Origin of the sequence: Streptomyces griseofuscus, assembly GCF_014673495.1 — a bacterium.
In the GTDB taxonomy this organism is placed as follows: Bacteria; Actinomycetota; Actinomycetes; order Streptomycetales; family Streptomycetaceae; genus Streptomyces; species Streptomyces murinus.
In genome coordinates this window covers 4,709,987-4,727,041 of sequence record NZ_CP051006.1, presented here as the reverse complement: position 1 = coordinate 4,727,041, position 17,055 = coordinate 4,709,987, and the positions used below count along the sequence as shown (strand labels likewise).

Sequence of the window (17,055 nt, the reverse complement as noted above, 5' to 3'; positions counted from 1 at the left end):
CCGTCACACCCGGCGTATGCCCGCTTCCTCGCCGTACTCGCCGAGGATGACGACGCCGAACGCCGCCTCCGCGAACACCTTCAGCGCGCGCAGGGCGCTGCCCAGGAGGTGGCGCGGGGCGCCGTCCACGGCCGTGGCACCGGTCGGGGGGCGGGGAATGGAGGGGGAGACGGTTGCTGCGCTCATGACTCCATGGTGGAACTCCGAGGCCCTTCGCGGTATCGGTCCACGGGTCCATTTCCAGCGCCCCCCGTCTGCGCCCGAGGGTGGACCCGCCCCCGGCCCAACCCCTACACCCGGCCCACCCGCATCCCCTAGGGGCCGCGCGAAGCGGAGCGGCGGGAGCCACGCGGAGTCGAGGGCGCGGGACCCGCACGGAGTCGAGGGAGCGCCAGCCGTGCGTCGTACAGGCCCGGGGACCGCGCGGAGTACAGAGCCGGGGCCGCGCGGAGTACAGGCCCGGGGGCCGTGCGGAGTAGAGGGGGGCTCCGTTCGTATGACCTTGCCGCGGTGATTGCCGCCGCCATGTGTCATCGCCGCCGCTGACAGCCCGCCCCGGCGAACATGCCGGGCATGAGCATCCTCACCCAGCGTTTGCGGACGCTGTGTTCACGTGTGGGCGGCACCGGTGCCTCCTGGGCCGTCGTGGCGACGACCGTGCCCGCGCTCGCCCTCGGCCTCGGTGCCGTACCCGCCGCAGCGGCCACCCTGCCCGGCGGCCTCGGCCCCTGCGTCCCCGGCAGTTGCCCCGACCCGTTCCCCGGCATCAACAACGGCCCGATCGCCGGCCGGGACGCCGCGATCAACATCTTCGTCGGCCATGACTTCCTGGTGCGCGGCCGGGCCGCCGAGGCCGAGGGCCGGGTGGTCGTCCTGAACGACTTCGACCAGCAGAAGCAGGCAGGTGTCAGCGCCCAGTACAACCTCGGCATCGTCGGCGTCGGCTCGCGCGTGCCCCCGCCGAACGGCTCGGACTTCCTGACCACCGGCGGCGATGTGACCATCGCGAGCGGCCAGCGCCTGGACACCACCGGCGGGATCATCGGCGAGCAGGGCACCGTGCGCTACGCGGGCACCGAGAGCGGCCAGGTCACCGGGCGGCTGGTGCACGACCCGGCGGCGGCGCAGCCGTACACCGCCCTGCGCGGTGAGCTGACCGCGGCCAGCCGGTGCTACGCCCGTGTCGACGGGGCGCACCGGCGGCCCACCGGGACGGCGGTCAACCAGGGCTCGCAGACGGTGTTCACCGGCGACGGCACCTCCGCGCTCCAGGTCTTCGACGTGGACTTCGACCTGGCGGGCCCGAACGGCGCCCAGCAGGGCATCGTCTTCCGCGACGTCCCGGCCGGGGCCACCGTCCTGGTCAACGTCTACGGCGCGAACCGCACCATCAACACCTACAGCGGCGGCATCGACGACAGCACCGACCCGCTCAACGCCTACCGCGAGCGCCTGCTGTGGAACTTCCCCGACGCCACGACCGTCGATCTCGTCGGCACCGGGCAGATGCAGGGCAGCTTCCTGATCGGCGACCAGGCGTCCATGACCACGGTCACCCTGCCCGGCATCAACGGCCGCTTCTTCACGACCGGTTCGCTGACCCACACCAGTGCCGCGAGCGGGGGCGGCGGCCAGGAGTTCCACGCGTACCCGTTCAACGGCGATCTGCCCGACTGCGCGCCGACCCCGCCGGTGACCGGTGAGGTCCGGGTCAACAAGACCGACGAGGAGACGGGCGCGGCCCTGGCGGGCGCCGTGTTCCAGCTGTGGCGGGAGACCAATGGCGTCCCCGGGCTCCAGACCGGCGGCGCCGACCCGGACACGCAGGTCACGGACTGCACCACCGGCGCCGACGGCCGGTGCGGCGCCACCACGGAAGCCGGCACCTACTACTGGCGCGAGACCGGGGCGCCCGACGGTTACGAGCTGCCCGATCCGGACGTCTTCGGCCCGCTCACGCTGAACGCCGAGAACGCGTCGGCGGGCGTCGAGGCCACCGTCCGCGACACCCGTACGCCGGTGCCGCCGGTGACCGGAGCCATCGAGCTGACCAAGACGGACGCGGCGAACGGCGCCCCGCTGGCCGGGGCCGTCTTCGAGGCGTGGCGGGAGACCAACGGCGTCGACGGCCTCCAGACCACCGGCCCCGACCCGGACACCCGCACCGGCGCCCCCTGCACCACCGACTCCGCGGGCCACTGCGTCTTCGGCGATCTCCCCCTCGGCCTCTACTACCTGCGCGAGACGGCCGTGCCGAGCGGCTACGCCCTGCCCGCCAACCAGGTCTTCGGCCCCCTCACCGTGACCGAGGAGAGCGGCACCACCCCGGTGCCGATCACCGTCGCCAACACCCGCCGCGAAGAGGGCGGCGAGTACGGCTACGACTACGGCCCGCAGGACAAGAAGACCAAGCACTGACCCCATAAGAGCCACCGCCACCGGTCCGGCCGCCCAGCTGTGGGCGGCCGGGCCGCTGTGTGCCGCCCCCGTCGAATATCCCCCGTCGAATATCCATTGGCGTTCCCCCCACCCCCCTCACTAAAATCCTCTCTCTTGCCCGCCTCCCTCACGGAGAGCTGCCGCCCGGACGGAAACCGGGTGGCGCCGTCGTACCGCCCGCAGCAGGCCCACCGGAGGCACCCCCTTGTCCACGTCCGCGCAGGAACAGGCCATCGACCCCGTAGGGGACCCGCTCTCCCGGGAGCGTTCGCACCTCGCCGACTCGCGGGCCGCGCTGCGTGCCATGCGGGAGGACGTGGAGGCGCTGGACATCCGGGACGTCACCGCGAACTGGGTCAACGCGGCGGTGCTCAGCCGCCAGATCGACGACCGCGTCAAGGCGCTGGCCGACCTCAGCGACACCCCGCTGTTCTTCGGCCGGCTCGACTACCTGCACGCGCCCGGCGAGGACCGGGCCGAGGGCGCGTCGGGCGAGCAGTTCTACATCGGGCGCCGGCACGTGCACGACGCCGACGGCGACCCCATGGTCATCGACTGGCGCGCGCCGGTCTCCCAGCCGTTCTACCGGGCGTCCAAGAAGGACCCGATGGACATCGGGCTGCGCCGCCGCTTCGGCTACACCGGCGGGGACCTGACCGCGTACGAGGACGAGCGGCTGTCCGACCCGGCCGAGGAGGCCACCACCAGCAAGCTGCTCCAGCGGGAGATCGAGCGGCCGCGTGTCGGCCCGATGCGGGACATCGTCGCCACCATCCAGCCGGAGCAGGACGAGATCGTCCGCAGCGGGCTGGGCGGCACCGTCTGCGTCCAGGGCGGCCCCGGCACCGGGAAGACCGCCGTCGGCCTGCACCGGGTGGCGTATCTGCTGTACGCGCACCGCGAGCGGCTGGCCCGCACCGGCACCCTGGTCATCGGCCCGAACAAGTCCTTCCTGCACTACATCGAGCAGGTGCTGCCCGCGCTGGGCGAGCTGTCCGTGCAGCAGGCCACCGTGGACGACCTGGTGGCACAGGTCGAGGTGCGCGGCACGGACGAGGCGCCCGCCGCGGTGATCAAGGGCGACGCCCGGATGGCCGAGGTGCTGCGCCGGGCCCTGTACTCGTATGTGTCCCTGCCGACGGAACCGGTCGTGGTCGTGCGCGGCTCCCGGCGCTGGCGGGTACCCGCGTACGAACTGGAGGAGCTGGTACGGCAGTTGCTGGACCGGGAGATCCGGTACGGCGCCGCCCGCGAGGCCCTGCCGCAGCGGATCGCGCACGCGGTGCTGGTGCAGATGGAGCGGGCCGGGGAGGCGCCGGACGACCGGGTGCAGGACGCGGTCGCGCGCAACAGCGCGGTGAAGGCGGCCGTGAAGGCGATCTGGCCCGCCGTCGACCCGGCGAAGCTGGTGCTGCGGCTGCTCACCGAGCCGGAGTTCCTGGACCAGCACGCGGCCGGGATCCTCGACGAGGACGAGCGCAAGACGATCCTGTGGGCCAAGCCGGTCCGCAGCGTGAAATCGGCCAAGTGGTCCGCCGCGGACGCGGTGTTGATCGACGAGGCCGCCGATCTGATCCAGCGCACGCACTCGCTCGGCCATGTGGTCCTGGACGAGGCGCAGGACCTCTCCCCCATGCAGTACCGGGCGGTGGGCCGCCGCTGCACCACGGGCAGCGCGACCGTCCTCGGCGATCTGGCGCAGGGCACCACGCCCTGGGCGACGCGGAGTTGGGACGAAGCGCTGGGCCATCTGGGCAAACAGGATGGCGTGATCGAGGAGTTGACGGCCGGTTTCCGGGTGCCGACCGATGTCATCACGTACGCCTCCCGGCTGCTGCCGTACATCGCGCCGGGCCTGACCCCGGTGGCCTCCGTCCGGGAGAACCCCGGCTTCTTCGAGGTCCGTGCGATCGAGAGCGCGGGCCAAGTCGTCGCCGCGTGCGAGGAGTTGCTGGCCAACGAGGGCTCGACCGGTCTGATCGCAGCCGACGCCCGGATCCCCGCACTGGCCGAGGCGCTGACCGCGGCCGGGATCGGATACCTCGCGCCGGGCGAGGAGACGACCCGCGAGAGGCGGCTGACCCTGGTCCCGGCCTCGCTCGCCAAGGGTCTGGAGTACGACTACGTGGTGCTGGACGAGCCGGGGGCGGTGGTCGACGGCGAACCGGACGAGCGAACCGGCCTGCGGCGCCTGTACGTGGCCCTGACCCGTGCGGTCTCCGGCCTCGTGGTGACCCACACGGCGCCGCTGCCGGAGCAGCTGGCCGGGTCCGTGCACGTGCTGTGACCTCCTGCCCGTTGGTGCACGGGCCGCGGGGGTCTATCGTCGGAATCCTGAGGCCAGCGCGAGGAGGACGGCCGGTGATGACGCAGGACGAGGCCGTGATCGGCTGCACGGGGAAGGTGCTCATCGGAACACGTGGATCCGCGGGACCCGGCGAGGTACTGGTCCGGGTCCGTGGTGGCTCCGAGACGTTCCTCGCCTGGTCGGAGGATCCCCTGCCGCCGGGAGCGACGGTCCTCGTGATCGAATCACGGGGATGCCGCGAGGTCGGCGTCATCGAGTGGGCTGATCCATTGGACGCGCTCGGCGGCGACGCCGTCGACGCCTGCTGAGGAGTACAAGAAAATGTTCGGATACCGCGTACCCGCGCCGGACGAGGCGATGTTGATCTCGGGCGGACGACGGGGACTGGGGGGCGCGCCGTTCCGAGTGGTGACGGGCCACGGCAAGTTCGTGGTCCCGTTCTTCCGCAAGACCCGCTTCCTCTCGCTCGCGATGTGCGAGTCGGAGGTCACCGAGACCTGTGTGACCAAGCAGGGCATCGCCCTGCACGTGCGCGCCGTCATCGCCTTCAAGGTCGGCAATGACGCCGAGAGCATCATCAACGCCGGTCAGCGCTTCCTGTCCGACCAGGACCAGATGTCGGTGCTGACCGGCCGGATCTTCGCCGGTCATCTGCGTGCCATCATCGGCTCGATGACGGTCGAGGAGATCGTCACCGAGCGGCAGAAGCTGGCCGCCGAGGTGCTGGACACCTCCAAGATGGAGATGGCCAAGATCGGTCTGATCGTGGACTCGCTCCAGATCCAGTCGATCGACGACGGCGACACCGGTTACATCGAAGCGATGTCCGCCCCGCACAAGGCGGCCATTCGGCGCCAGGCGCAGATCGCCCAGGCACAGGCCACGCAGGCCGCGGTGGAGGCGGAGCAGGAGGCGGCCCGCCGGCAGGCGGAGTTCGCCCGGCAGACCGCCGTCGTCAAGGCCGAGTACTCGGCCGAGGTGGACCGGGCGGAGGCGCAGGCGGCGCAGGCCGGTCCGCTGGCGCAGGCGCACGCACAGCAGGAAGTGCTGGACGCGCAGACGAAGTTGGCCGAGCGTCAGGCCCTGCTGCGGCAGAAGCAGCTGGTGTCCGAGGTCGTCAAGCCCGCGGAGGCGGAGGCCGAGCGGGTCAGGATCCTCGCGGCGGCCGAGGCCCAGCGGATGAAGATCCAGGCGGAGGCGGCGGCGTCGTACGACCGGGTCGCGCTGGACCGGATGCTGATCGACCAGCTGCCGCAGATCGTGAAGGAGGCGGCCGGCGGTCTCGCGGGCGCCAACGTCAACGTCCTGAACGGCGCGGACGGCCTCGGCGAGATCGCGGCCGGCCTGGTCTCCCAGGGCCTGACCATCCTGGACTCGGTCCGCCAGAACCTCGGCGGCCAGGAGTCCGGGGGCCCCGGCTCCGAGCAGTCCCGCGACAACGGCCTGCTCCAGCTCAGCGCCCGCCGCGAGAAGAAGTCGGACGACGGCCCGGTGGACGTCGACTAGAGCCACCCGGCACCCGACCGCCCCCGCCCCGCCCCCGGACCGAGAAATCGGCCGGGGGCGGGGCGGTTCGCGTTGGCCCGCGCGCTACGGCGGCTCGGGCGGTCCGTGTCGTACGCCGGCTCAGCCGTCGCCCTCCAGGGCTCCGGTGTCATCCCCCGCCGCTCCGGCGCGCGCCCGGCGCTGGGCGAGGACGGCGAGGAGGTTGTCGACCAGGCGTTCCGCGTCGGCGTCGGTGCGCAGCGGGTTGGCCAGCAGGGCGTGGGTGTAGGCGGGGGCGAGGATCAGTTCCAGGACGTCCTGGACGTCCAGTTCGCCGGTGCCCGCGGCGGTGAGCATCGCCTCGATCTGGCGGGTGCGGGGTTCGACGAACTGGTTCAGCCCGTCGGCGTCGAGCGTCCCCGAGCGGGTCGCGGCGGCGAACGCCCTGGCCAGCGCCAGGTTCTTGTCCTCGCACAGGTCCGCGAGCAGCCGCTGGGTGTAGACCAGCGCGTCGGCCCGCAGGTCCCCGGTGACGGGCAGCGGCGAGCGCCGGCTCAGCTCCTCGAAGAGGGTGTCGAGGACAAGCCCCTCGGGGGTGCGCCAGCGCCGGTAGATGGTCGCGGGGTGCACCCCGGAGCGCTCGGCCACCTCCGCCACCGTGACCGTGCCGTCCGGCGAGGTGTCGAGCAGCGCCCGGACCGCCGCGTGCACCGCGTCCCGCGTCTTGGCGGATCTGCCTCCTGGACGGATCGTCCCTGCTGCTTGCGTCATACGTCCATGCTACCGCGACTCCCTCGCGTTAGTGGCCGGATATCCACCACTAACGCGATCGACTCGCATTAGCGGCCTCCCTTGCCGTACTCTCAAACGCAAGACATTCGCGTTAGGAAGGTGGGGGTCATGCCTCGGGTACTTGTGGTGGGTGCGGGCATCGCGGGCGACACCGTCGCGCTCATGCTGGGACGGGCCGGCTGGGAGGTCACCGTCGCGGAGATCGCCCCGGAGCTGCGCGGCGGCGGTCAGTCCGTCGATCTGCGCGGCGACTGCCGTGCGGTGCTCGACCGGCTCGGACTGCTCGACGAGGTTCTCGCCCGGCTGGTGGACCAGCGCGGCGCGGCCTGGGTGGACGGCGACGGACGGCGGCTCGCGGAGATGCCCGTGGAGGCGTTCGGCGGCAACGGCTATGTCTCCAAGGAGGAGCTGCTCCGCTCGGACCTCGCCCGCGTCCTGCACGACGCGGCCGGCGCGCAGGTCACGCATCTCTTCGGGGAGACCGTGGAGGCGCTGGAGGACGCCCCGAACGGGGTGTCGGTACGGTTCCGGCACGCGCCGCCCGCCGAGTTCGACCTGGTGATCGGCGCGGACGGGGCGCACTCGCGGGTGCGGCGGCTGCGCTTCGGACCCGAGGAGGTCTTCCGCCGCCAACTGGGCCTCGCGCACGCCTGGTTCACCATGGACGAGACCCCGGCGACACCCCCGGTCGACGGCTGGTTCATCACGCACAACGCGCCGGGCAGCCGCTCCGTCGAGGCACGTCCGGGGCATCCGGGCCAGCAGGAGATCGGGTTCACCTTCGCGGCGACGACACTGCCGCCGCGACGCGACCGGGAGGCCCAATTCGCTCTGCTCGACCAGGTGTTCGCGGATGTGGGCTGGCGCACCCGGGAGCTTCTCGCCGCCGCGCGGCAGGCGCCCGACTTCGCCCTCGACACCTTCGACCAGATCCAGGTGCCGAAGTGGTCCGACGGCCGGGTGGTGCTGCTCGGGGACAGCGCCTGGTGCGCGAGCCCGCTCAGCGGTCTCGGCACCGCCCTGGCGCTGCGCGGCGCGGCGGCGCTGGCCGACGCCGTCGGTGCGGCCGACGCCCTGCGGCTGCCGCACCGCCTCTCGGACGCGCTCACCGCGTACGAGACCGCGATGCGGCCGCGCGTACAAAACGCCCAGCGGCTGTTCCCGGGGCGGGTGCGGCAGGCGGCGCCCCGTACCGAACTCGGCATCCACACCGTCGCCTGGCTGATCCGCCAGATCCAGAAGCCCCCGCTGGCGAAGACCTTCACCCGCCTGGCGGCCGGGCACGGACAGGGGCAGCCGGCCTGAGGGACCAGCCCGCCCCTCAGGGAAAACCCAGGTCAGCCCCGGTCGGCCCCGGTCAGCTCTGGTCGACCGCGCCGTCCAGCACCCGCCGCCACTCCTTGACGGCACCTTCCGAGACCGGTCCGTGCCAGCCCTGCGGACGCGCCGCGCCGCCGATGTGGAAGGCGTCGAGGCCCGCGGCGAGCAGCGGCGGGACATGGTCGAGGCGGAGGCCGCCGCCGACCAGGACGGTCTGGCCGTAGCCCGGCTCGCCGCGGCGGCCGTACTCGGCCAGCAGGGTCGGCAGCCCCTCGTCGACGCCGGTGGCGGCGCCCGCGGTGAGATAGGTGTCGAGGCCGGGCAGGTCGGCGAGCTGCTTGCGCAGGGCGTCGCGGTCGGCGGCCCGGTCGATCGCGCGGTGGAAGGTCCACCGGCAGCCCTCCAGCGCACCGGCCACCCGCTCCACGGCGGCCAGGTCCACTCCCCCGTCCGCGTCGAGGAACCCCAGCACGAACTGGTCGGCGCCGGCCGCCCGCATCTCCTCCACCACCCGCAGCAGCCGGGCCATGTCACCGGCCGCGAACCCGTCCGCCAGGCGGAGCATCACGCGCAGGTCGATGTCGACGGCGGCACGGATGCCGGCGACGGTGGCGGCGGACGGGGTGAGCCCGTCGGCGGCCATCTCGGTGACCAGCTCCAGGCGATCCGCGCCTCCGGCCTGGGCGGCGACCGCGTCCTCGATGTCGAGGGCGATCACCTCCAGGACTGCACGCTTGCTCATGGCACCCCATTCGTCGCGACCAAAGATCCAGTAGAGGTCTAGTCCAATTTAAGAGTACGCGGCCGGGCGCGCCAGTACGCCACGGACGTAACGAGCTGTGCACAGTTCGCGCATACCGCAGTATGCTCGCACCATGGCGGATACAACACGGATCACGGTGACACTGCCGACCGAGCAGGTCGCCGAACTGAGGAAACTCACCGACAACGTCTCCGGCTATGTCGCCGAGGCCGTGGCACGGCAACTGCGGCATCGGCTGCTCGGCGCCGACCTACTGCGCCACCAGGAGGAGCACGGGTCCTTCACCGAGGAGGAACTGGCGGAGGCCCACTCCAGGATTTTCGGGGCGACAGGCGCCGAGGGCCCGGCGAACGCGGCGTGAACGAGCACGTCGAGACCGTCGTACTGGACTCCCAGGGGGTTTCCGCCTGGATCGCACAGGACCGCAAGATCCTTGCGATGTTCCAGGTGCTCCATGCCATGGGCGCGGATGTCGTCATCGGAGCCAACACCATCGTGGAAGTCAGCCACGCGCGAGCGAACATGCCCCGGCTGCGATGGGTCTTGTCCCGCGTCAAGGTCGAGCCGGTGACCGAGAGCGCGGCGAGGGCGTCCGCCGAACTCCTCAAGAACACGGGCCTGCACGGCCACAAGTACGCGATCGACGCGACCGTCGCCGAGATGGCCCTGCGCCAGCCGGGTCCGGTGGCCATACTGACGTCCGACGTCGACGACATGGCCCGCTTGTGCGGCGACCGCGTCCGGATCATCGGCATCTGAGCGTCCGGACCGCCGGCATCCAAGCGGACGCGTCGCCCGGCCGTAAGAGAATGACCCCATGGCCGACCTCGACGCCCTCCGTCTCCGTTTCGCCCGCGCCCTGGACGCCGCCCGCGGTGGCGAGGGCGGTCCGGATCCCGTGCCCTACGCGGACAATCTGCTCGCCCGCTGGCAGGAACCCCAGCGGCACTACCACACGCTGACCCACCTCACCGCGGTCCTGGACCATGTCGACGTGCTGGAGGCGCACGCGGCCGACCCCGATGTCGTACGCCTGGCCGCCTGGTTCCACGACGCCGTCTATCTGCCGGACCGTTCCGAGAACGAGGAGCGTTCGGCGCACCTGGCCGAGCGCGCGCTGCCGGAGGCCGGGGTGGAGCCGTCGAAGGTCGCGGAGGTGGCCCGGCTCGTCCGGCTGACCGTCACGCACGACCCGGCCGAGGACGACCGCGACGGCCAGGTGCTGTGCGACGCCGACCTGGCGATCCTGGCCGCGCCTCCGTCGGCGTACGCCGCCTACGCCGCCGAGGTCCGCGAGGAGTACCACTTCGTCCCCGACGACGCCTTCCGGCAGGGGCGTTCCGATGTGCTGCGCCAACTCCTCGCGCTGCCACGGCTGTTCCACACCCCCTACGGCCGGGAGCACTGGACGGCCACCGCCCGCTACAACCTAGCCGCCGAACTGGAAATGCTGTCGCCCTGACGCCGTCCCCTGCCTAGGGTGCGCCCATGCGAGCGATGAGCGGGGAACATGTGACCGAGGCCGTTGCCGGGTGTCTGGCCGTGCTGCGCGCGGCGGCCGACCGGGACTGGCGGAGCGTCCGCGCCGGGCGGGTGGAGTGGGACTGCCACACCACCGCCGTGCATGTCGCGGACGACCTCGTGGCGTACGCCGCCAATCTGGCCGGGCGCGCCCAGGGCGCCTACATACCCTTCGAGCTGAAGCTGGACGAGGGCACCGACAACGCGGGGCTGATCCAGGTCCTGGAGGCCACCGGCGCGCTGCTCGCCGCCGCCGTGGTCACCGCGCCGCCGGACGTCCGCGCCTTCCACCCCTACCCGTTCCGCGACGCCGACCGCTCGGGCTTCGCCGCGATGGGCGTCACCGAAGTCCTGCTGCACACCCATGACATGGCCGAGGGCCTCGGCCTCCCCTACGAGCCGTCCGCCGAGCTCGCCGAGTCCGTCCTCGCCACGATCTTCCCGCACATCCAGCCCGGCCCCAGCCCCTGGCCGACCCTGTTGTGGGCGACCGGCCGCGGCGAGCTGCCCGGCCGGGCCCCGGTCACCGAGTGGCGCTGGTACAACAACCTCGTCCTGAGCACCGAGCGCCTCACCCTCACCGGCGTCCGCCCGGCCGCCGCCCGCGATCTCGCCCTCGGCGGCGACGGCGGCTTCGACTGGATCGGCGACGGCCCCGAGGAGGGCACCCGGGACGCCGCCAGGATGCTCCTGAAGGCGTACGAAGCGGGCGTCCACCGGCCCGAGTTCACCTCCTTCACCCTCGTCCGCGCCGAGGACGGCCGCGCGGTCGGCGCCCTTGGCTTCCACGGCGCCCCGGACGAGGACGGCCGGGTGGAGATCGGCTACAACCTCGTCAAGGAGGTCCGCGGCCAGGGGTACGCCACGGAGGCGCTGCGCGCGCTGTCCCGCTGGGCGCTGGCCCGCGAGGACGTACGGACGCTGTACGCACGGGCGCAGAAGGCCAACACCGCCTCCCAGCGGGTCCTCACCCGCGCCGGTTTCGAACCGGCGGGCGCGATCGACGACCGGCTCCTGGCCTACGAGCTGCACGCGTGAACGCCACCCGGTGACCGCGCGGGGGCGGCTACGAAAGCCCCCGCCGCACCAGGCCCTTGGGCCGCCGCAGCCCCGACTCCCGCAGCAGCCGCACCAGTTCACGGCTGCCGACCTCCACCGCACCGGCCGCCACCGCGTCCGCGTACCGGTGCGCGGGAAGGTCGTAGTGATCGCGTTCGAAGGCCCGCCGGGGCACCCCCAACCCATCGGCGAACAGCTGGAGTTCGCGGTACGACACATCGCTGACCAGGTGCGACCACAGACGCCCGTGGCCCGGCCAGGTGGGCGGGTCGATGTACACCGTCACGGACGCCTCACGAGGACGGGGCCGGGCCGATGGCGGAGCCCAGCAGGCCGACGGCCGCGACCTTGACGCCCGCCTGATGGCACACCCAGTGCGGATCGGGGCCCAGTTCGGGCTCCACCTCCAGCGCGTGCGGGTCGCCCGAGCCGCAGACCGGGCACAGCGGCCAGCGGCCGTACCGCTCCAGCAGCGCGTCCTGCACGTCCTGGGCGACCAGACCGGCCACGAAGGGCACGCCGTCCGGCCACTGCTCGACCCACCAGCGCCGCTGTGTGACGGAGTCCTCGACCAGCGAGACCACGTCCGCCTCGGCGACCCGGCCGGCCACGAGATCGGCGAGGACCAGGGCGCGGGCGGCGTGCAAGGCCTGTTCAAGGGGACTGATGGGCTCCATACGACCCATTGTGCGCACTCTTGACCCGGACACCGAACCGAAAATATCTTTCAGAGGTGACCCAGGACGTGAAGGAAAGTTTCGGCAGTCCGGTGGGCTCGCTCGCCGCCAAGGTGCGCACCCTCGCGCCGTCGATGACCCGGTCCATGCAGCGCGTCGCCGAGGCCGTCGCGAGCGACCCGGCCGGCTGCGCCGCCCTCACGGTCACCGGCCTCGCCGAACTGACCGGCACCAGCGAGGCCACCGTCGTCCGCACCGCGCGGCTGCTCGGCTACCCCGGCTACCGGGATCTGCGGCTCGCCCTCGCGGGTCTGGCCGCCCAGCAGCAGTCCGGGCGGGCGCCCGCCATCACCACCGACATCGCCGTGGACGACCCGATCGCCGACGTCGTCACCAAACTGGCGTACGAGGAGCAGCAGACCCTCGCCGACACCGCCGCCGGACTCGACACCGGCCAGCTCGGCGCGGCCGTCACCGCGCTCGCCGCAGCCCGCCGCACCGATGTGTACGGCATAGGGGCGTCCGGACTCGTCGCCCAGGACCTCACCCAGAAGCTGCTGCGCATAGGGCTCATAGCGCATGCGCACAGCGATCCGCATCTCGCCGTGACCAACGCCGTCCAGCTCCGCTCGGGCGACGTGGCGATCGCGATCACCCACTCCGGCTCGACGGGGGACGTCATCGAGCCGCTGCGGGCCGCCTTCGAGCGCGGGGCGACCACCGTGGCCATCACCGGCCGCCCCGACTCACCGGTCACCCAGTACGCCGACCACGTACTGACCACGTCCACCTCACGGGAGACCGAGCTGCGCCCGGCCGCGATGTCCTCGCGGACGAGCCAACTGCTCGTGGTGGACTGCCTGTTCGTGGGAGTGGCCCAGCGCACGTACGAGACGGCGGCACCCTCGCTCGCCGCCTCGTACGAGGCGCTGGCGCACCGGCATCGCAGCAACTCCAGGTGAGCACCTGCGCCGACACCAGGTGAGCACCGGCACCGGGGGAACACCAACCGGCATTCGAGACCGAGAGAGCCGCTCCCATGACCGCCCATGACCTGCGCAGCCAGCTGGCCTCGCTGACCACCGAGGCCTTCCGACCCGAACTCGCCGACATCGACCGCCTGCCCACCCTCGACATCGCCCGCCTGATGAACGCGGAGGACGCGGGCGTGCCCGCCGCCGTCGCCCGCCAGCTCCCCCGTATCTCCGCCGCCATCGACGCGGTGGCCGCGCGGATGACCCGGGGCGGACGCCTGATCTACGCCGGCGCGGGGACCGCGGGGCGCCTCGGCGTCCTGGACGCCTCCGAGTGCCCGCCCACCTTCAACACCGATCCCGCCCAGGTCGTCGGCCTGATCGCGGGCGGCCCGGAGGCGATGGTCACCTCCGTGGAGGGCGCCGAGGACTCGGACGAGCTGGCCCGCGCCGACCTCGACGCGCTCAAGCTCACCGCCGAGGACAGCGTGGTCGGCGTCTCCGCCTCCGGCCGTACCCCGTACGCCGTCGGCGCGGTCGAGCACGCCCGCGCCCAGGGCGCCCTGACCATCGGACTGGCCTGCAACGAGCACAGCGCGCTGGCGGCCGCCGCCGAGCACGGCATCGAGATCGTCGTGGGACCCGAGCTGATCACCGGCTCCACCCGGCTCAAGGCGGGCACCGCGCAGAAACTCGTCCTCAACATGCTGTCGACCATCACGATGATCCGGCTCGGCAAGACGTACGGGAACCTGATGGTCGATGTGCGCGCCTCCAACGCCAAGCTGCGGGCGCGCTCACGGCGGATCGTCGCACTGGCCACGGGCGCGGGGGACCCGGAGATCGAGCGGGCGCTGACCGAGTCCGGCGGCGAGGTGAAGACCGCGATCCTCGTCCTGCTGGCCGATGTCGACGGCCCCGCGGCCGCCCGCCTTCTGGCGGACTCCGGGGGCCATCTGCGCGCCGCGCTGGCCCGCGCGGCCGGCTGACCGCACGCTCAAGGGGTGCACACGGACCCCGCCTCCACCGCGACCGCCGTCCTGACCCACCTCGGCGGCCCCGCCAACGTCACCTCCGTGACCCACTGCATGACCCGGCTGCGGCTCACCCTCGCGGACCCGGACGCGGCGGACGGCACCGGGCTGCGGGCGGTGCCGGGGGTGCTGGGGGTGGTGGCGGACGGGGCCGCGTGGCAGATCGTGCTGGGGCCGGGCGTGGTGGAGACGGTGACCGAGCAGGTGCGGGCGCGGGTGGAGGCAGGCATTCGGACAGGGCGGTCATCCGTCGGAGCGGAGCTGAAGGAGGATCTGCGCCGCCGTAACTCCACCCCCGTCAGGACCGCCCTGCGCCGCATCGCGAACGTCTTCGTGCCCCTCATCCCCGCCCTGATCGGCTGCGGCATCCTCGCGGGCCTGGGCGGCGTGCTCCAGAACACCGGTTGGCTGCCCGGCCTCACCCCCGCGCTCACCACGGTGGCCTCGGCCTTCATGGCGCTGCTCGCGGTCTTCGTCGGCTACAACACCGCCCAGGAGTTCGGCGGCACCCCCGTGCTGGGCGCGGCGGTGGCGGCGGTGGTCGTGTACCCGGGCGTGGCCAAGGTGACGGCGTTCGGGACACAGCTCACCCCCGGCCAGGGCGGGGTCCTCGGCGCGCTGGCGGCGGCCTTCCTCGCCACCCGGGTGGAACGCTTCTGCCGGGGCCGCGTCCCGGAGACCCTGGACGTCCTGCTCACCCCCACGGTGACCGTCCTCGTCCCCGGTCTGATCACCCTCTACGGTCTGATGTACGCGGCCGGTACGGTCGCCACCGCGATCGGCGCCGCCGCGAACTGGCTCCTGACCACCACGGGCGCGCTGGCCGGCCTGCTGCTGGGCGGCCTCTTCCTCCCCTTGGTGATGCTGGGCCTGCACCAGGCCCTGATCCCCATCCACGCCACCCTCATCCAGCAGCAGGGCTACACCGTCCTGCTCCCCCTGCTGTCCATGGCGGGCGCGGGCCAGGTGGGCGCGGCCCTCGCGGTGTACGTCCGGCTGCGCCACGACCGCTCACTGCGCACGACGATCCGCTCGGCCCTGCCCGCCGGACTGCTCGGCGTCGGGGAGCCGCTGATCTACGGCGTCTCCCTCCCTCTCGGCCGCCCCTTCCTGACCGCCTGCGCGGGCGGTGCGGCGGGCGGCGCGTTCATCGGTGCCTTCGCGATGCTCGGCACGAAGGTCGGCGCGACGGCGATCGGCCCCTCCGGCTGGGCCCTCTTCCCCCTGCTGTCCGGCAACCGGGGCCTCGCGGCCACCGCGGCGATCTACGCGGGCGGCCTCCTCACCGGCTACACGGTCGGCTTCCTGGCCACCTGGCTCGCCCTCCCGAGGAGCGCGCCACACCAGGGTGTACCGCCAGAAGAACCCCCGCCGCAGCCGGACCCCGGGCAGCAGCCGACGGGCCTGTCCGGCAATCTCTGAGAAGTCCATCTCCGGCCCCTTGACCGGCGCGGTCATGCCCACGGGCCGTTCCGTGGCCGCCCGCCCCCGGTTCTTCACCCAGCCGAACAGCGCGTTGAGCGGCACGGAGAGCATCCCGCGCACATCCTCGTCCCGGGCGCACCCCACCACGACCAGCGTCCCGCCGGGCGCCAGCTGGGCCCGGAAGCGGGTGAGGGTCTCGGCGAAGGGGAGGTGGTGCAGTACGGCGACACACGTGATGACGTCGTAGGGGCCGGGCGGCAGCCCCTCGGGGGCGGCGGCCAGGGTGTACCGGACGTTCGCGGCGGCCCCGGCGTGCTCCCGCGCCCGCGCCAGGATCTCCGGGTCGGAGTCGACCGCCTCCACCCGCTCCACCCGCCCGGCCAGCAGCCGCGCGAGCTCCCCGGCACCGCACCCCACGTCCAGCGCCCGGCCGGAGCGCCGGGGCAACTGCCGTAACAGCCACGGGTGATAGTGGGCGTTGTGATCCCAGGGGTGGGCGTCGTTGAACCGCCGCAGCCCCTCGATCAACCGCTCCGTCGAAGTCCCCATCGCCCCACCCCACCACACCCTCCCCTTGGGGAGCACCGGTGAAGCCGCACCGGTTGCCCGGCGGCATCCTGGACACTGGAGGCGGGGAACGCGCCAGAAATTCGCCTACCGACCGGAATCCACCACCATGAATCACGCCCAGCTGACCGCACTCGGCCGAGCGCTCCGGCTGCTCGGGGAGCACGGGGAGGCGTTGGCCGCCGACACTCCGGACGGGCGGCTCCAGGAGATCAGGACCGATCTGCGCAGGGCGCTTGACCTGCTGGAGGAGAGCGTCGGGACGAACGCGCCGGCCACCCGGTGCGCCGAGCATCCGCACGGGCCGGTGGACGAGAGCGCCCCCGACCTGTGTCTGCTGTGCGAGACCCGGCGCCGGGCAGCGCGCCGCTCGGAGTACGGGGGCCGGGCGAACCCGGCCGAGCCGGTGGCCGGCGCGCCCTCCCGGTACGGCGTCCGGGCCGACCGCCCGCAGCCCCAGCAGCGCTGGCTGCCGGAGCTGTGGAACGGCCAGGAGTGGCAGCTGTGCGGCACCCCCCGGCGGGACCGCCGGGAGGCCGAGGCGTACCTCGCCGCCCAGCGGCGCGGGGCGCGGCCCGCGATGGCGTACCGGCTGGTGCACGAGTTCACCGACTACGAGGTGCTCCGGGTGTGGGGCACTCCGGTACGCGTCGACATCGAGCCGCTGAACGGCAATATCGGCGGGATCTGA

18 protein-coding genes and 1 pseudogene are annotated in these 17,055 nt (G+C 72.8%); 13 read left to right on the top strand and 6 right to left on the bottom strand.

Features of this window, described 5'->3' with window-relative positions; genetic code table 11:
- Positions 1-3 precede the first annotated feature (3 nt).
- Positions 4-186, bottom strand: a complete 183-nt coding sequence (locus HEP81_RS21190; protein WP_037653335.1) for a hypothetical protein — start codon at positions 184-186, stop codon at positions 4-6.
- Between the two features lie 387 nt (positions 187-573).
- Between HEP81_RS21190 and HEP81_RS21185 the strand changes: the two genes are divergently transcribed.
- The 4 genes from HEP81_RS21185 to HEP81_RS21170 all read left to right on the top strand — a co-directional run bounded on the left by HEP81_RS21185 (position 574) and on the right by HEP81_RS21170 (position 6,253).
- A complete protein-coding gene (locus HEP81_RS21185; RefSeq protein WP_190276019.1) occupies positions 574-2,418 on the top strand; it encodes a choice-of-anchor A family protein in 1,845 nt (614 codons plus the stop codon).
- A gap of 325 nt (positions 2,419-2,743) precedes the next feature.
- Positions 2,744-4,726 carry a HelD family protein gene (locus tag HEP81_RS21180; RefSeq protein WP_243279814.1) on the top strand — a complete coding sequence of 661 codons (1,983 nt, stop codon included), beginning with the start codon at positions 2,744-2,746 and terminating at the stop codon, positions 4,724-4,726.
- 77 nt (positions 4,727-4,803) lie between these two features.
- Positions 4,804-5,055: a hypothetical protein gene (locus HEP81_RS21175; protein WP_037653337.1), complete on the top strand. Its 252-nt coding sequence runs from the start codon at positions 4,804-4,806 to the stop codon at positions 5,053-5,055.
- A 13-nt stretch (positions 5,056-5,068) separates the two neighbouring features.
- Positions 5,069-6,253 (top strand): flotillin family protein, encoded by a 1,185-nt coding sequence (locus tag HEP81_RS21170; RefSeq protein WP_037653338.1) that lies wholly within the window; start codon positions 5,069-5,071, stop codon positions 6,251-6,253.
- A gap of 120 nt (positions 6,254-6,373) precedes the next feature.
- On the opposite strand, the gene HEP81_RS21165 is transcribed toward HEP81_RS21170, so the two are convergent.
- The gene (locus tag HEP81_RS21165) at positions 6,374-7,003 is read right to left on the bottom strand and encodes a TetR/AcrR family transcriptional regulator (RefSeq protein WP_078967228.1); all 630 of its coding nucleotides are present in this window, start codon (positions 7,001-7,003) and stop codon (positions 6,374-6,376) included.
- A 129-nt stretch (positions 7,004-7,132) separates the two neighbouring features.
- Between HEP81_RS21165 and HEP81_RS21160 the strand changes: the two genes are divergently transcribed.
- Positions 7,133-8,329 carry an FAD-dependent monooxygenase gene (locus HEP81_RS21160; protein ID WP_037653339.1) on the top strand — a complete coding sequence of 399 codons (1,197 nt, stop codon included), beginning with the start codon at positions 7,133-7,135 and terminating at the stop codon, positions 8,327-8,329.
- 52 nt (positions 8,330-8,381) lie between these two features.
- Here the strand turns inward: HEP81_RS21160 and HEP81_RS21155 are convergent, their stop codons facing one another.
- Positions 8,382-9,086 (bottom strand): copper homeostasis protein CutC, encoded by a 705-nt coding sequence (locus HEP81_RS21155; RefSeq protein ID WP_037653340.1) that lies wholly within the window; start codon positions 9,084-9,086, stop codon positions 8,382-8,384.
- A 133-nt stretch (positions 9,087-9,219) separates the two neighbouring features.
- Here HEP81_RS21155 and HEP81_RS21150 point away from each other — a divergent pair, with 133 nt between their 5' ends.
- Genes HEP81_RS21150 through HEP81_RS21135 form a run of 4 tightly spaced genes read left to right on the top strand, consistent with a single transcriptional unit; the run spans position 9,220 to position 11,666 of the window.
- Complete coding sequence (locus HEP81_RS21150; protein ID WP_037653341.1) at positions 9,220-9,468, top strand: type II toxin-antitoxin system CcdA family antitoxin; 249 nt, start codon at positions 9,220-9,222, stop codon at positions 9,466-9,468.
- Positions 9,465-9,866, top strand: a complete 402-nt coding sequence (locus tag HEP81_RS21145; RefSeq protein ID WP_037653342.1) for a DNA-binding protein — start codon at positions 9,465-9,467, stop codon at positions 9,864-9,866. The genes HEP81_RS21150 and HEP81_RS21145 overlap by 4 nt, the downstream gene beginning before the upstream one ends.
- A gap of 58 nt (positions 9,867-9,924) precedes the next feature.
- Positions 9,925-10,569 carry an HD domain-containing protein gene (locus HEP81_RS21140; protein ID WP_037653344.1) on the top strand — a complete coding sequence of 215 codons (645 nt, stop codon included), beginning with the start codon at positions 9,925-9,927 and terminating at the stop codon, positions 10,567-10,569.
- 26 nt (positions 10,570-10,595) lie between these two features.
- Positions 10,596-11,666: a GNAT family N-acetyltransferase gene (locus HEP81_RS21135; RefSeq protein WP_078967229.1), complete on the top strand. Its 1,071-nt coding sequence runs from the start codon at positions 10,596-10,598 to the stop codon at positions 11,664-11,666.
- 28 nt (positions 11,667-11,694) lie between these two features.
- Here HEP81_RS21135 and HEP81_RS21130 read toward each other — a convergent pair whose 3' ends face one another.
- Together HEP81_RS21130 and HEP81_RS21125 are read right to left on the bottom strand one after the other, a co-directional pair.
- Complete coding sequence (locus tag HEP81_RS21130; RefSeq protein ID WP_037653346.1) at positions 11,695-11,973, bottom strand: DUF4031 domain-containing protein; 279 nt, start codon at positions 11,971-11,973, stop codon at positions 11,695-11,697.
- A 7-nt stretch (positions 11,974-11,980) separates the two neighbouring features.
- Entirely contained in the window at positions 11,981-12,364 is a 384-nt protein-coding gene (locus HEP81_RS21125; protein ID WP_037653347.1) for a hypothetical protein, read from the bottom strand.
- 56 nt (positions 12,365-12,420) lie between these two features.
- Here HEP81_RS21125 and HEP81_RS21120 point away from each other — a divergent pair, with 56 nt between their 5' ends.
- From HEP81_RS21120 to HEP81_RS21110, 3 genes are all read left to right on the top strand, one after another.
- Positions 12,421-13,326 carry a MurR/RpiR family transcriptional regulator gene (locus HEP81_RS21120; protein WP_037653348.1) on the top strand — a complete coding sequence of 302 codons (906 nt, stop codon included), beginning with the start codon at positions 12,421-12,423 and terminating at the stop codon, positions 13,324-13,326.
- 77 nt (positions 13,327-13,403) lie between these two features.
- Complete coding sequence (gene murQ / locus HEP81_RS21115) at positions 13,404-14,327, top strand: N-acetylmuramic acid 6-phosphate etherase (protein WP_037653349.1); 924 nt, start codon at positions 13,404-13,406, stop codon at positions 14,325-14,327.
- Between the two features lie 15 nt (positions 14,328-14,342).
- Positions 14,343-15,794: a PTS transporter subunit EIIC gene (locus HEP81_RS21110; protein WP_037653351.1), complete on the top strand. Its 1,452-nt coding sequence runs from the start codon at positions 14,343-14,345 to the stop codon at positions 15,792-15,794.
- Between the two features lie 135 nt (positions 15,795-15,929).
- On the opposite strand, the pseudogene HEP81_RS42380 reads toward HEP81_RS21110, so the two are convergent.
- Positions 15,930-16,346 (bottom strand): annotated as a pseudogene (locus tag HEP81_RS42380) (class I SAM-dependent methyltransferase); the annotation flags it as partial.
- 127 nt (positions 16,347-16,473) lie between these two features.
- On the opposite strand from HEP81_RS42380, the gene HEP81_RS21105 reads away from it, so the two are divergent.
- Entirely contained in the window at positions 16,474-17,055 is a 582-nt protein-coding gene (locus HEP81_RS21105) for a hypothetical protein (RefSeq protein ID WP_037653353.1), read from the top strand.